At 70.4% G+C, this 13,429-nt stretch carries 12 protein-coding genes; 3 read left to right on the top strand and 9 right to left on the bottom strand.

From position 1 onward, the window contains the following. Positions 1-58: 58 nt before the first annotated feature. The 4 genes from ACWIHY_RS00785 to ACWIHY_RS00770 all read right to left on the bottom strand — a co-directional run bounded on the left by ACWIHY_RS00785 (position 59) and on the right by ACWIHY_RS00770 (position 6,101). Positions 59-2,593, bottom strand: coding sequence for a polynucleotide kinase-phosphatase (locus ACWIHY_RS00785; protein ID WP_454373378.1), 2,535 nt, complete (start codon positions 2,591-2,593; stop codon positions 59-61). Continuing rightward, on the bottom strand, positions 2,590-4,059 hold the full coding sequence (locus tag ACWIHY_RS00780; protein WP_454373377.1) for a 3' terminal RNA ribose 2'-O-methyltransferase Hen1: 1,470 nt from the start codon (positions 4,057-4,059) through the stop codon (positions 2,590-2,592). Before ACWIHY_RS00780 ends, ACWIHY_RS00785 begins: the two co-directional genes overlap by 4 nt. 42 nt (positions 4,060-4,101) lie before the next feature. Next, positions 4,102-5,019: a homocysteine S-methyltransferase gene (mmuM, locus tag ACWIHY_RS00775; RefSeq protein ID WP_454373376.1), complete on the bottom strand. Its 918-nt coding sequence runs from the start codon at positions 5,017-5,019 to the stop codon at positions 4,102-4,104. A 158-nt stretch (positions 5,020-5,177) separates the two neighbouring features. Continuing rightward, a complete protein-coding gene (locus tag ACWIHY_RS00770; protein WP_454373375.1) occupies positions 5,178-6,101 on the bottom strand; it encodes an LLM class F420-dependent oxidoreductase in 924 nt (307 codons plus the stop codon). Positions 6,102-6,407: 306 nt separating this feature from the next. Between ACWIHY_RS00770 and ACWIHY_RS00765 the strand changes: the two genes are divergently transcribed. Continuing rightward, positions 6,408-6,611, top strand: a complete 204-nt coding sequence (locus tag ACWIHY_RS00765; protein WP_454373374.1) for a hypothetical protein — start codon at positions 6,408-6,410, stop codon at positions 6,609-6,611. Between the two features lie 5 nt (positions 6,612-6,616). Here ACWIHY_RS00765 and ACWIHY_RS00760 read toward each other — a convergent pair whose 3' ends face one another. The 4 genes from ACWIHY_RS00760 to ACWIHY_RS00745 form a co-directional block, all read right to left on the bottom strand. After that, positions 6,617-7,144 carry a DUF6099 family protein gene (locus ACWIHY_RS00760; protein ID WP_454373373.1) on the bottom strand — a complete coding sequence of 176 codons (528 nt, stop codon included), beginning with the start codon at positions 7,142-7,144 and terminating at the stop codon, positions 6,617-6,619. Positions 7,145-7,283: 139 nt separating this feature from the next. Beyond that, complete coding sequence (locus ACWIHY_RS00755; RefSeq protein ID WP_454373372.1) at positions 7,284-7,634, bottom strand: nucleotide pyrophosphohydrolase; 351 nt, start codon at positions 7,632-7,634, stop codon at positions 7,284-7,286. Continuing rightward, entirely contained in the window at positions 7,631-8,797 is a 1,167-nt protein-coding gene (locus ACWIHY_RS00750; RefSeq protein ID WP_454373371.1) for an AAA family ATPase, read from the bottom strand. The genes ACWIHY_RS00755 and ACWIHY_RS00750 overlap by 4 nt, the downstream gene beginning before the upstream one ends. A gap of 55 nt (positions 8,798-8,852) precedes the next feature. Then, positions 8,853-9,239 carry a cell division protein SepF gene (locus ACWIHY_RS00745; RefSeq protein ID WP_454373370.1) on the bottom strand — a complete coding sequence of 129 codons (387 nt, stop codon included), beginning with the start codon at positions 9,237-9,239 and terminating at the stop codon, positions 8,853-8,855. Between the two features lie 1,140 nt (positions 9,240-10,379). On the opposite strand from ACWIHY_RS00745, the gene ACWIHY_RS00740 reads away from it, so the two are divergent. Continuing rightward, entirely contained in the window at positions 10,380-11,618 is a 1,239-nt protein-coding gene (locus ACWIHY_RS00740; RefSeq protein ID WP_454373844.1) for a PP2C family protein-serine/threonine phosphatase, read from the top strand. A 123-nt stretch (positions 11,619-11,741) separates the two neighbouring features. Here the strand turns inward: ACWIHY_RS00740 and trhA are convergent, their stop codons facing one another. Continuing rightward, positions 11,742-12,527: a PAQR family membrane homeostasis protein TrhA gene (gene trhA / locus ACWIHY_RS00735; RefSeq protein WP_454373843.1), complete on the bottom strand. Its 786-nt coding sequence runs from the start codon at positions 12,525-12,527 to the stop codon at positions 11,742-11,744. 270 nt (positions 12,528-12,797) lie between these two features. Here trhA and ACWIHY_RS00730 point away from each other — a divergent pair, with 270 nt between their 5' ends. Continuing rightward, complete coding sequence (locus ACWIHY_RS00730; protein ID WP_176733161.1) at positions 12,798-13,358, top strand: hypothetical protein; 561 nt, start codon at positions 12,798-12,800, stop codon at positions 13,356-13,358. The last annotated feature ends 71 nt before the right edge of the window (positions 13,359-13,429 follow it).

Below are 13,429 nucleotides of genomic sequence, written 5' to 3'. Positions count from 1 at the left end.
CGCGGGTCAGAGGCATCAGAACCGCGGGCCGGAGGCCTCTGAACCGCGTTCGAAGCGCTCAGAGCCGTGGGTCGACCGGCTCCGACTCCAGCGCCAGGACCGCGAACACCGCCTCGTGGATCCGCCACAGCGGCTCCCCCTCGGCCAGCCGGTCCAGCGCCTCGAGCCCCAGCGCGTACTCGCGCAGGGCGAGCGAACGCTTGTGGCCGAGGAAGCGGTTGCGCAGCTTCTCGAGCTGCTCCGGGCGCGTGTACTCGGGACCGTAGATGATCCGCAGGTACTCGCGGCCGCGCACCTTGATGCCCGGCTGCACGAGCCGGTTCTTCCCGTCCCGTACGAGCGCCTCGACCGGCTTGACGACCATGCCCTCGCCGCCGCGGCTGGTCATCTCCAGCCACCAGTCGATTCCGGACTGGACGGACGCCGGGTCGCCGGTGTCCACGATCAGCCTGCGGGTGGTCTGGAGAAGCGCGGTCGGGTCGTGCTCGACCAGGCGGTCCAGCCAGGCCAGCTGCTCGTCGTGCGGTACGCCCGCGAGCGAACGCCCCTGGACGGCGAGCAGCTGGAACGGTGCCAGCCGCACTCCCTCCAGCCCTTCGGTCGGCCAGCAGTAGCGGCGGTACGCGTCCGTGAACGCGGCCGCGTCGGCGGCCCGTTCGCGCTGCGTCGCCAGCAGCCCCCGCACCTCGACGCCACGGGCGGCCGCTCCTTCGAGCGCCGCGACGGCGCCGGGGAAGACCGCGCGCGCCGCGGCGCCCACGGCGGCGTACTGATGACGCAGCAGCCCCGATGCCTTGAGCGACCAGGGCATCAGCTCGGCGTCGAGCAGCAGCCAGTCGGTCCCGAGCTCGTCCCAGAGGCCCGCCTCGGTGACGGCGGTGCGCAGCCGGTGGAGGATCAGTTCGGTGATCGTCTCGTCGTCGAAGAAGGGCCGGCCGGTGCGGGTGTGGATCACGCCGGTCGGGCCGTCCACACCGAAGCGCTCGCGCGCCACGTCCGCGTCGCGGCAGACCAGCGCCACGGCCCGCGAACCCATGTGCTTCTCCTCGCACACGACCCTCGCGACACCGTCCGCCTTGTACGTCGCGAAGGCCTCGGCGGGGTGCTCCAGGTAGCCGTCGATGTGCGACGTGCCGGTCGGGGACATCGTCGGCGGCAGGTAGGCGAGCAGACGCGGGTCGACGGCGAAGCGGCTCATCACTTCGAGCGCCGCGGCCGCGTTCTCCTCGCGTACGGCGACCCGGCCCATGTGCCGCGTCTCGACGACCCTTCGTCCGTGCACGTCGGCCAGGTCCAGTGGGCGCCCGTCGTGACCGCCGGGCGCCTCGGTGGTGAGCGGCTTGGCGGGCTCGTACCAGACCTTCTCGGCCGGTACGTCGACGAGCTCGCGCTCCGGCCAGCGCAGCGCCGTCATCTTTCCGCCGAAGACCGCGCCGGTGTCCAGGCAGATGGTGTTGTTGATCCAGGAGGTGTTGGGCACGGGCGTGTGGCCGTAGACGACGGCGGCGCGGCCGCGGTAGTCCTCGGCCCAGGGGTAGCGCACGGGCAGGCCGAACTCGTCGGTCTCGCCGGTCGTGTCGCCGTACAGCGCGTGCGAGCGGACCCGGCCGGAGGTGCGGCCGTGGTACTTCTCGGGCAGCCCCGCGTGGCACACCACGAGGTTGCCGCCGTCGAGGACGTAGTGGCTGACGAGGCCGTCGATGAACTCGCGCACCTGCTGCTTGAAGGTGTCGTCCTCCTTCTCCAGCTGCTCGATGGTCTCGGCGAGGCCGTGCGTGTGCTGGACGTTGCGGCCCTTGAGGTAACGGCCGAGCTTGTTCTCGTGGTTCCCGGGAACGCACAGCGCGTCGCCGGACGCGACCATGCCCATCACCCGGCGCAGCACGCCGGGGCTGTCGGGACCACGGTCCACGAGGTCGCCGACGAAGACGGCCGTACGCCCCTCGGGGTGCTTCCCGTCGACGTAACCGAGCTTGCCGAGCAGGGTCTCCAGCTCGGAACGGCAGCCGTGGATGTCACCGATGATGTCGAAGGGACCGGTGAGGTGAGTGAGGTCGTTGTAGCGGCGCTCCAGCACGACTTCGGCCGCGTCGACCTCCTCCACGCTGCGCAGGATGTGCACCTTGCGGAAGCCCTCGCGCTCCAGGCTCCGCAGCGAACGGCGCAGTTCGCGCCGGTGGCGCTGGATGACGTGGCGGGGCATCCCGGCCCGGTCGGGACGTACGGCGTTGCGCTCCGCGCACACCTCTTCCGGGAGGTCGAGGACGATCGCGATCGGCAGTACGTCGTACTTCCTGGCCAGCTGGACGAGCTGCTTCCTGCTCTCCGGCTGCACATTGGTCGCGTCGACGACGGTGAGCCGGCCGGCCTCCAGCCGCTTGCCGGCGATGTAGTGCAGGACGTCGAAGGCGTCACGGCTCGCGCTCTGGTCGTTCTCGTCGTCGGCGACCAGGCCGCGGCAGAAGTCGGAGGAGATGACCTCGGTGGGCCTGAAGTGCCGGTGGGCGAAAGTGGACTTGCCGGATCCGGTGGCACCGACCAGGACCACGAGGGACAGGTCGGTGACGGGAAGCGTGCGGGTGGTGGTGCTCATGCGGCTTTCGCCTCCTTCTTGTCCTGCGCGGTCCTGGTGAACACAGCCATCTGGGTGGGCGGGCCCACTTCCGGGTCCTCGGGCCCGACGGCCACGAACGTGACGCCGTAACCGTGCCGTTCCGCCACGCGCCCGGCCCAGTCGCGGAACTCCGCGCGCGTCCACTCGAAGCGGTGGTCGCCGTGCCGTACGTGCCCGGCGGGCAGGGACTCCCAGCGCACGTTGTACTCGACGTTCGGCGTCGTCACGAGGACGGTCCGCGGCCGCGCCGAGCCGAACACGGCGTACTCCAGGGCCGGCAGCCGCGGCAGGTCGAGGTGCTCGATGACCTCGCTGAGCACGGCGGCGTCGTACCCGGTGAGCCGCTTGTCCGTATAGGTGAGCGAGCCCTGCAGCAGCTTCACGCGATCGGCCTGACGCTCGCCCATCCGGTCGAGCTTGAGCCGCCGCGAGGCGACGGTGAGCGCGCGTATGGACACGTCCACGCCCACGATCTCGGTGAACTTCACGTCCTTGAGCAGCGCCTGCACCAGCTGCCCCTGTCCGCAGCCCAGGTCGAGCACCCGCCTCGCCCCGGCCGCCCCCAGCGCCTCGAGGATCGCGTCCCGGCGCCGCACTGCGAGCGGCACGGGCCGCTCCTCGGTGTCCGTCGTCTCGTCGACGGCGTTGTCGACCTCCTCGACCTCCAGGTCGTCGGCCTCGGCGAGTCGGACCAGCTCGAGACGCTCCATGGCCTGCCGGGTGAGGCTCCAGCGACGCGACAGGTACCGGCTGGTGATGAGCTTCTGCTCGGGGTGCTCGGCCAGCCAGCCCTCACCCGCCCGCAGCAGCTTGTCCACTTCGTCGGGCGCGACCCAGTAGTGCTTCGCGTCGTCCAGCACCGGCAGCAGGACGTACAGCTGGCGCAGCGCGTCGGAGAGCCGCAGCTCGCCCTCCAGCACGAGTTGTACGTACCGCGCGTCGCCCCACTCCGGGAACTGCTCGTCCAGCGGCACAGGCTCCGCACGCACCGTCGTCCATCCCAGCGGCGCGAACAGCTTCGTCACCAGCTCGGCGCCGCCCCGGGCGGGCAGTGCGGGCACCTCGACGCGCAGCGGCAGGGCGGCCGCGGCGCGCTCGGGGCGCGCGTTGCACACGCCCTGCAGAGCGCTCTTGAAGACCGTGCTCAGGGCGACGGCCAGCAGCGACGAGGCGGCGTACGGTCGGTCATTGACGTACTGCGCGAGCGCGGAATCGGGTGAGCCACCGCGCCCCTTGCCTTTGCCGCGCCGCACGAGCGCCACCGGATCCACCTCCAGCAGGAGCGCGGCCGTGCACCGCTCGTCGGACGCCTCGGGGTAGAGGACGTGCGCCGTGCCGTGGGAGGTGGTGAACGTCTGCGCCTTGTCGGGGTGCTTGTGCAGCAGAAAACCGAGGTCGGTCGCGGGACGCTCCTGGTTGCCGGTAGTACTGATCGTCAGGAACACACGTCCGAGTATCGTCGGCCCGGCCCGTCCCGGACCAGGGGTTTAAGCAGCCGGTCCGACCAGTCTCGCCAGCTCCGCGACATCGGCGGGCCCCACCCGGCAGCAGCCGCCCACCAGCCGGGCCCCCGACGCCCGCCATGCGCGCACCCGCCCCGGGTCGTACGTGCCCCCGCCGCGCCACCGCCGCTCCTGCGCGTCCCACCGCTCACCACTGTTCGGATACACGACGACCGGTTTCCCGGTCACCGAAGCGGCGAGGTCCACCGCCGCGTCCGCGTCACGCGGCTCGCAGCAGTTGATCCCGACGGCGATCACCTGGTCGTTGCCCGCCGCGAGAGCGAAGGCCGCGTCCAGCGGCTGGCCGGCCCGCGTCAGTGCGCCCGAGACGCTGTACGAGAGCCAGACCGGCGCCCCGCTCCCCTCGACGGCCCGCAGCAGCGCCTCGGCCTCGTCGGCGTCCGGCACCGTCTCCAGTGCCAGTACGTCGGGCGCCGCCGCGACGAGCGCTTCCACGCGCGGCCGGTGGAACCGCTCCAGCTCGCGCACCGATAGCCCGTACCTCCCCCGGTACTCGCTGCCGTCGGCGAGCATCGCCCCGTACGGCCCGACCGAGGCCGCCACCCAGACCTCCCGGTCCACCGACTTCCCCGCCGCACGCGCCAGTTCGACGCTGCGGGCCAGCAGCTCCGCGGCCTCGGCCCGGCCGACGCCCCGCCGCGCGAGGCCCTCGAACGTCGCCTGGTAACTGGCAGTGATCAGCACCTGCGCGCCCGCCCGGACATAGGCCGCGTGCGCCGCCTCGATCTGCTGCGGCCCGTCGGCGAGCAGCCGGGCCGACCAGAGCGCGTCGGACAAGTCGCAGCCCTGCGCCTCCAGCTGGTTGGACAGCCCGCCGTCGAGGACGACGGGCCTCGATGCGCCGACCCCGATCGCGGCGGCAAGCGGACGTACGGGCTTCACGGCAGGACTCCTCTACTCGTCGGACCTCGTGGGACCTCGCGGGACCTCACGGGACCTGTGGGCCTCCTGAGACCTCGCGGATTCTCGTGGGGACCTCGCGGACCCTCATCGGGCACCGGTCGGTCATTCGTCAGGCACTCGTCAGGGGATCCCTCAGTTCAGCTCAGCTGCGACTGGACCTGCGAGGAGATCAGCTCCAGGTGTTCGAGATCGTCCAGGTCCAGGATCTGGAGGTAGATCCGCGACGCGCCGATCGCGGCGTACTGGCCGATCTTGTCGACCACCTCGGCCGGCGAACCCGCCAGCCCGTTCGCCTTGAGCTCTTCCACCTCCCGTCCGATGGCCGCCGCCCGGCGTGCCACCTCGGCGTCGTCCTTGCCGACGCACGCCACCAGCGCGTTGGAGTACACCAGGTCGTCCGCCCTGCGCCCGGCCTTCTCCGCCGCCGCCCTGACCCGCCCGAACTGCCGCTCGGTGTCCTCCAGCGAGGCGAACGGAATGTTGAACTCGTCGGCGTACTGCGCGGCCAGCCGCGGCGTACGGGTGGTGCCGTGCCCGCCCACCAGTACGGGCACCTTCGCCTGCGCCGGCTTGGGCAGCGCGGGCGAGTCCGTCAGCTGGTAATACGTACCGTCGTAGCTGAAGGTCTTGCCGGTCTCCGTGGCCCACAGCCCGGTGACGATGGCCAGCTGTTCCTCGAGCCGGCCGAACTTCTCCTTGGGGAACGGGATGCCGTACGCCCGGTGCTCCTCCTCGAACCAGCCCGCCCCCAGACCCAGTTCGACCCGGCCGCCCGACATCTGGTCGACCTGCGCGACCTGGATGGCCAGCACCCCGGGCAGCCGGAAGGTGCCCGCGGTCATCAGCGTGCCGAGCCGGATCCGCTTGGTCTCGCGGGCGAGTCCGGCCAGCGTGATCCAGGCGTCGGTCGGCCCCGGGAGGCCGTCGCCCGACCCCATGCGCAGATAGTGGTCCGAGCGGTAGAAGGCGTCGAAACCGAGGTCCTCGGTGGCCTTGGCGACGGTGAGCAGGGTGTCGTAGCTCGCACCTTGCTGGGGCTCAGTAAAAATTCGAAGATCCATGCCTCCATCCTGCACCGTGGGAGTGCCGTCAACTCCACCTCCCGCATCCGCCCCGAGCCCGCACGGTCGGGTGAACCTCCGGCGTCCGGGCGGCCCGCGCACAGCCTTTCCAGTGACCGGCACCCGGAGAGATCGTTGGCTCGGGCGGAGCCGGACCGCCCGGCCCTCGTGCCGGCGGCCGCTGCCGGCGCGCCGTACGCAGCACGGCTCTCCCCCGCGGGGAGGGCCAAGGCCGAGGAGGCCGCCATGTCCCAGGAAGCCGCGCCAGAACAGCCCCTACCTCAAGAGCCCGAACCCACTCACCCCGTGCAGAACCAACCAGCCCAGGACCGGTTGGCGGAAGCGGAGCGGGAACGAGAGGCCGAGGCGGGAGCGCCCAAGGGACTGCTCCAGCAGATGGAGGATCTGATGGCGTCGCTGAACGCCGACCTCTCGCAGCTCGGCGCCGATCTCCAGTCCAACGTCGACCGGCCGCCGACCACCGCGGGCGGCGGCGTCGGCGGCGGCTGACGGCGTCATAACGACCCCGCCGCCGAGTCCCGGGCAGCGCTGCGCTGTCTGTCCTGCTCCCGTATCGTGAGCCGGCGTAATATCCCGCGCACCCGGTCACTCGACTCGTCGGCGGCGTCGATGCCCTCGATGCACTGCCAGTAGAGGGCTTCCTCGTCGGTGGCGCACGCGACCCCTACGAGCGCGATCCCCACCTCCCCCAGAAGCCCGCTCAGCCCGATCAACGCCACCCGCGCGTCCGCCACCTGGGAAAGCTGCGCGGCCCGGGGCCGGGCGTCCGGCGGCGAACTTCCGGCATCGTCCGCCCCTCCCGCCCACAGCGCCGGGATGTCGAGCACCCCGCAGCCCCGCCCGCCCGTCTCACTCAGCCCCCGCGCCTCGCCTCTCAGCTCCGCCGGACCGGTCAGCGCCAAGTGTCCGCCGATCGCCTGAGTCAGTGCCTGCGCCTGCCAGGCCTCCGCCAGGATGTCCCGCGCCGCCCGGCTCCGCGCGAGTGCGTGCCTGCTCTGCCCGATGAGCCTCACCGCGTCCATGCGCCGCCCCCGTCCTCACCATGGCCCGCATCTTTCGCGTACCGTTCTCCCGTCCACTACCCAGAGTGAGGGTGTGGGGCCCGGAAAGCCAGGGCTATGGCGAAATCTGTGGACAGAATTGCGGTTTTGGATAATTCCATCACTCCGAAGAGTGACGATCCTTGCTTTCCGGCACCGGGAAGCGCAGCTCATTCCGGTCGATCTTGGCCGCCAGCGCCGCCAGCACATCGATCCCGAGCACCTCACTGAACTGCAACAAGTACGCGAGGACATCGGCGACCTCGTCCGCCACCCGGTGCGCCGACTCCGGATCCTCCATCACGCGCGCCGACTGCTCGGGCGTCAGCCACTGGAAGATCTCCACCAACTCCGAGGCCTCCACACTCAGCGCCACGGCCAGGTTCTTCGGCGTGTGGTACGGCTCCCAGCCCCGCGCCGCCGCGAATTCGGCCAGCCGCCGCTGCAGTCCCGCTACATCGAGTTCCGTCACGGCCCCAGGTCTACCACCGTCACCCCGTCCGCTTCACGCGCGTACGAGGCGGAGGTGTCCGTGACCGTCCCCACCAGCCGGATGTGCTGCTCCGCGCAGATGGAGGCCGCCAACGCCACCAGCTCCCGCGTCTGCCGACCGTCCAGGGAGCGGTCGAAGCCGTCCGCCAGGACCGTCAACGCCTGCATCGCGGCGGGCACTTCGGCGACGGTGTCCACCGCCAGTACGCCCGGCCCGGTCAGCAGGACCAGCGCGAGCGCCAGATACCGCAGCTCGCCGTCCCCGAGCCGCCCCACGGGGGTGGCCGACGGACCGCCCCGGCCCACCAGCGCCCGTACCCTCCCGTCCGCCAGCTCCTCCACGGTCAGCCCCTCCACCGGCCCCGCGCACCCCGACCGCACCATCGCCGCCAGCCGCGCATGGCGCTTCGCGCACTGGTGGTGCGTACGCCGGAGCACCTCCGCGAGGTTGTCGCAGCCGCGCCGCAGTCGGGCATCGCCCGGTGCCACCGGCTCCCGCATGCGCGGAGGCTGCGGATCGCACGCGAACACCGAACGCAGCGCGAGAATCATCTGCTCCGCGGCCGCCAGTACCTTCAACTGCCCCGCCGTCCTGCCCGCCACGCGCAGCGGCAGCAGCGCCGTACCCAGTACGTCGTCGGGCAGTGGGGCACGCGTCACGGGCGCGGTGCCGGCCGTGTGCCAGGCCGCCTGGACGGAGCGGCGCCCCGGATCGCGCAGCGCCGTGGTCAGCAGCGTCTGCCCGTCGCAGGTCAGCCGCTCCCCGACGACGCGCAGTTCGGGTTCGGCCTGTACGGCGAGATCGAGGCGCACGGAACCGGTGGGACCCTCGACGGTGCAGCCGATCCTGAAGCCCCGCCTGCCCTGGGCGTCCGGCTCCGCCCGCTCCGGCACGCATCCCCCCGGGTCGCGGAACACGGAGCCCAGCTCGGCGCCCCCGGCGAGGCGGGCCAGCGCTTCGTACACTTCCAGGACGCTCGACTTGCCACTGCCGCTGGCGCCCGCGAACAGCGTCACGGGGGCCAGCGGGAACACGGCGCCGCGGTGTGATCTGAAGGCCGAGAGCCGCAGTTCGGTGACCGTGGGAATGCCACGGTCGTGGGCCGGAGGTCCGGGGCGCGTCCCCGGTGAAACCACAGTCATGGCCGGACGGTACGCGGCACTTCCCCAGACAAACCGTTACGCCTGCCGGACCTTCCTACGTTTGAGGGACGGCGGCCGCTTCCGCCCCCTCGACCTCCATGCCTGCGGGCGACAACAGGAAGACGTTCCGGTCGACCCGGTGCATGCCGCTGCCGAGCCCGAAGACGACGCCACTGCTGAAGTCAAGGATGCGCTTGGCCACATCGGTGTCCGCCGCGGTCAGGTCCAGAAGCACCGGTACGTGCGCGATCAGGTACTCGGCGACCTCCCGCGCGTCGGAGAACACCTGCACGCGCAGCACGATCATCCGCCGCTGCTCGACGGCCTCTTCCTCAGGCATCGCGCGGTGATCGACTCTGGAGGGCCACTCGTTCCTGCTGCGCAGTGGCACTACTTGAGCGAGCCCGGCCCACTGTTCGTCGGTGACGTCGTACCTGCTCACCGGACCACTCCGCTCACGTGCTGTATCTGCATCCGGCCATCTTCCCGCGCCTCACCCGTTCGGCCCAACAGCGACACGAACGGGATGGCCTGCGGAATGTCCGGACCCAGATCCCCGAGGCGGAGAAACAGGCCACCGACATCCCGATCTCCGTACCTGTCAGAACGAGCGTCGAATGGGCGTCAAGGCCTCGCTCTTGACGCCCACTACGCCCACCGAGAAAGCACAGGTCAGTCGTCCTTCTTGACCGGCTCCAGGATCGCCACGCACTCCACGTGGTGCGTTATCGAAAAGATGTCACCCCGATTCGAACCGCAAGAAACACCAGGTCAGAAGCGTTCTGCGGGTCGTACATCCAGTACGTCGGGCGCTCAGAGCGTCAAGCGAGCGTCATGGCCGACGCCCTATCTCGCCTCGCCGAGTTGCTGCACCCGGCGGTGCACGCCTCTGGTGCTCGTGACCGTCACGCTACTGCTCCTAGAGCTGATGTGCTGGCGGCTGCGGGATGATGCGTACGGAGACGAAGGGAGCGCCGCCTCCGGCCCGGAGATGATGACGATGACGAGAAGCCTTGCTGGAACCACGCGGCCGTCAGCTGCACCGTGCCCGGCTCGACGCCGACTGTGTCCCTGATTCATTGGGCGACTGTGGAGAGTCAGAGCCCGCAAAAACTGACACAGCCAGTCGACCCGGTTACGGTCCTCTGCGAGGCCCAGCAGCGCGGCCTGCTGCCGGGCTGTGACCGCTTCTCCACTGACGTCGCAGCGCTCGGCATGAACCGGCCTGAATCGCCCCAACGACGTCCGGGCGATCACGGGCCTGCTGGTAGCGCAACACCAGCAAGCACCACGCCTCCGGTGCCGGCGTGGCATGAACCTTGGTGGGCCGGGTGACTGCGAGCCCGGGCGTTCCACACCCCGGTGGCCGGGCCGTTCGACGATCGTTGGCCGACAGACGCACCCGTGCAGAGGCCATGTGATGCAATGACATCTGCCCGGCACCGGGCTTGGCGCCGGCCCCTCTCACACCTGGGACGGAGCCCTGAGCACCAGCGAGCGAGGAGTGACCGTGCGCGGGCCTGATGAGGACAGCGAGCCGACCACTCGTGCTCCCGAGAACGGGGGTGACCGGGGCAAGGCGATGACCTTGGCCGGGACGCTGGCCGCGGCGGAGACCTCGGCGCCCGTGGAGTCGCTCGACGTGGTCGCGCGCATGCTCAAGGAACGCCTCGGGGCCGCGTCGGTGTCGTTCCTCATCACCGACTTCACCGGCGGCTCGGTCGTACGGCTGGGGGCGGCGGGCAGCGTCGATACCGAGGAACCCGCCCGGCGCATCACACTGCGGGGCACCCTGTACGACGACGTGATCCGCACCCAGCGGCCGAGCGTGGAGGACAAGGGCGAGGGCGCGCTGGTGCGGGTCGTCGCCCCGGTGACCAACCGCGGGGACGCCATCGGACTCCTCGAACTGTTCCTGGCCGCGGCGCCGAACGCGGAGGTGATGCGGGAAATCGGCGAGACCGCGCACGCCCTGGCGTACATCGTCATCGCGAACCGGTCCTACACCGACGTGTACCAGTGGGGCCGCCGTACCACCCCACTGAGCCTGGCCGCGGAGATCCAGCACCGTTTGCTCCCCGCGTCGCTGGCCTGTGAGGCGGCGCAGTTCGCGGTCGCCGGGGCGCTGGAGCCGGCCGACCATGTCGGGGGTGACACCTTCGACTACGTGATCGACCGGGACACGGTCCAGCTCTCCGTCACCGATGCCATGGGGCACGATGTCGAGGCCGCGCTGCTGGCCACTCTTGCGGTGGGCGCCCTGCGCCGGGCACGGCGGGCCGGTGGCGACCTGGCCGAGCAGGCCCGCCAGGCCGACCAGGCCATGCGGGAGCACGGCCGCCAGAGCTACGTCACCGGCCAGCTCCTGCGCATCAGCCTGATCGACGGCAAGACCGAGTTCGTCAACGCCGGGCACCCCTGGCCACTGCGCATGCGGAACGGACAGGTGCGGGAGATCACTCCGAAGGTCGATATGCCGTTCGGCTTCCATGCCCCTCACACCTACCGGGTCCAGTCACTGGACCTGCGACCGGGCGACCGGCTGGTGATGCTGACCGACGGCATGCTGGAACGCAACGCCAACGCCCTTGAGCTGCCGGACCTGATCGTCCGCACTCGCGCGCTGCATCCCCGCGAGGCCGCCCGCACCCTCATCGCGGCGATCGTCGACGCCAACGACGGCCACCTGCAGGACGACGCGACTGTCATGTGCCTGGACTGGCACGGCGTCGACCACTCCCGGCGGAACGCCGACACCGGCGCCGACCTCACCGACGCCTCCGCACCGTCACAGACGGGGCGGACCACTCCTGGGCGATGACTCGAGGGCTGTTCCGGTAGCCCGCTTCGGCCGACCCTGGCCGGGCGGCGCAGGCCGCGTAGGACGAGGTCGACGCGCCCGACCAGGACCACCACAGCAGCGCGAGCCAGAATGCTGTCGCGGTCAGTAGGTGGTCAGGGAGATGGCGATGTGGTGCGCGGTGAAGCCCGCCACGGTCAGTGCGTGGAAGACCTCGTGGAAGCCGAACCAGCGGGGTGAGGGGTCGGGCCGCTGAAGAGCGTAGACCACCGCGCCTGCACTGTAGAGGAGACCGCCGACAATGATCAGGACGAGTACGGCTGCTCCGCCGGTGTGCAGGAAGTCGGGCAGATAGCGCACCGGTGCCCACCCCAGGGCCAGGTAACACGGGGTGTACAGCCAGCGCGGGGCTCCGACCCACAGGACCCGGAAGGCGATGCCGGCCAACGCGCCCGCCCACACGATCCACAGCAGCACGGACCGCTGGTCCGGCTGGAGGAGGAGCACGGCCAGGGGGGTGCAAGTGCCGGCGATGATCAGGAAGATGTTGGCGTGGTCGAGGCGTCGTAGAAGAGCTTCGCCGAGCGGCCCCCAGGTGCCGCGGTGGTAGATGGCGCTCGTTGCGAACAGCAGCCAGGCGGTGACCGAATACACGGCGCAGGCCAAAACCGCCTGCGGCGTACGGGCCAGGCAGATGAGTACGACGCCTGCGATCAGTGCGGCGGGGACCATTCCGGCGTGGAGCCAGCCACGCAACCTCGGCTTGATCGGTTCGGCCAGGACGGCCGCCCGCTCCACCAGGGCGGCAACCGAGTGAACCTTCTTCCCTGCATCGCCACTCTGTGATCCGCAGGGCAGCCCGTCTTCACGGCGTTCTCCACGCGCTGAGGCGACGTGACTACATCCGACTTCAGCGGCGTCGCGGGACACAGCTTCCTGTCCTCCCTCGGACTCCTGGGCATCACTGCTGGCAACCATGCGGTCATGCTAGGAGACTCACCCGGACAGCATGATCGGAGGTCGGTCCCGACCCCTCACGCCCACGTCGCCGGGTTCGGGCTGATTCGCCGTCGTATGAGCTCCGGACCCGGTGATGCTGCCGTCAATTGCGCCTTCCGAAGCCGAGTAGATCGGCTGGGCATGGGAACGATCAGGGCTCCCGAACGGGCATCTCCGCTCGTCTACGCGCAAGGATCGCCGATGCTTCCTGAGGTCCGCCCCCACGTATCCGCCCCCCTCGCACACCAGCTGGAACACCAGCTGGGCCTCGCTTCGCATCTCGAAGCCGGCCATCTCGATGTGGAGCGCCTCGTCGGCATCGCAGTCGTCGCAGCTGCCCACTCCGATGGCTATGCGGCCACCGGCCATCTCCTCGGCCTGCTGGCCGCGCTGCCTGCCCCCACGAAGGCAGGAGAACGCTTCTGGTCGGACCTGTGGAGGTCTTCGGGCACCGCGTACCTGCTACCCGTCAACATCAAGGCTCTGGTGCTGCGTTCCCTGGCAGGAGAAGGAACTCCCCTGGCCCGACAAATCCTCTCGGCCGTCGATGAGATGACCCCGCCCCAGCGCGTCGCGGCCGGGGAGGTGATCGGTCAAGCCCTCGCTGAGTCCGACCATTTTCCCGACCTCAAGACACAGGTCATCGGAGAACTGTGGCTCCGAGACCTCGAGCTCACCGCCTGGCGCGTCCTGCACGCAGACCACAGGTCGGACGATGCCGCTGGACGGACAGCCTTCTCCGACGCCTGGACGAGCGTCTGAACCTCTGCTCCTCCGAGCTGCGCTTTGCGTCCCGGGCAGCGTGCGTGGCGGCGGCCGTAAGCTTCTGGGAA

This window comes from Streptomyces sp. NPDC055287, from assembly GCF_053646035.1.
The sequence above is the reverse complement of the archived record's forward strand: the minus strand, read 5'-3'. Positions and strand labels throughout refer to the sequence as shown.

Bases quoted from the DNA above. Each gene is read 5' to 3' on its own strand.
- ACWIHY_RS00785 (WP_454373378.1), bottom strand. From the start codon at position 2,593: ATGAGCACCACCACCCGCACGCTTCCCGTCACCGACCTGTCCCTCGTG.
- ACWIHY_RS00770 (WP_454373375.1), bottom strand. From the start codon at position 6,101: ATGGATCTTCGAATTTTTACTGAGCCCCAGCAAGGTGCGAGCTACGAC.
- ACWIHY_RS00760 (WP_454373373.1), bottom strand. From the start codon at position 7,144: ATGGACGCGGTGAGGCTCATCGGGCAGAGCAGGCACGCACTCGCGCGG.
- ACWIHY_RS00750 (WP_454373371.1), bottom strand. From the start codon at position 8,797: ATGACTGTGGTTTCACCGGGGACGCGCCCCGGACCTCCGGCCCACGAC.
- ACWIHY_RS00740 (WP_454373844.1), top strand. From the start codon at position 10,380: ATGACCTTGGCCGGGACGCTGGCCGCGGCGGAGACCTCGGCGCCCGTG.
- ACWIHY_RS00730 (WP_176733161.1), top strand. From the start codon at position 12,798: ATGCTTCCTGAGGTCCGCCCCCACGTATCCGCCCCCCTCGCACACCAG.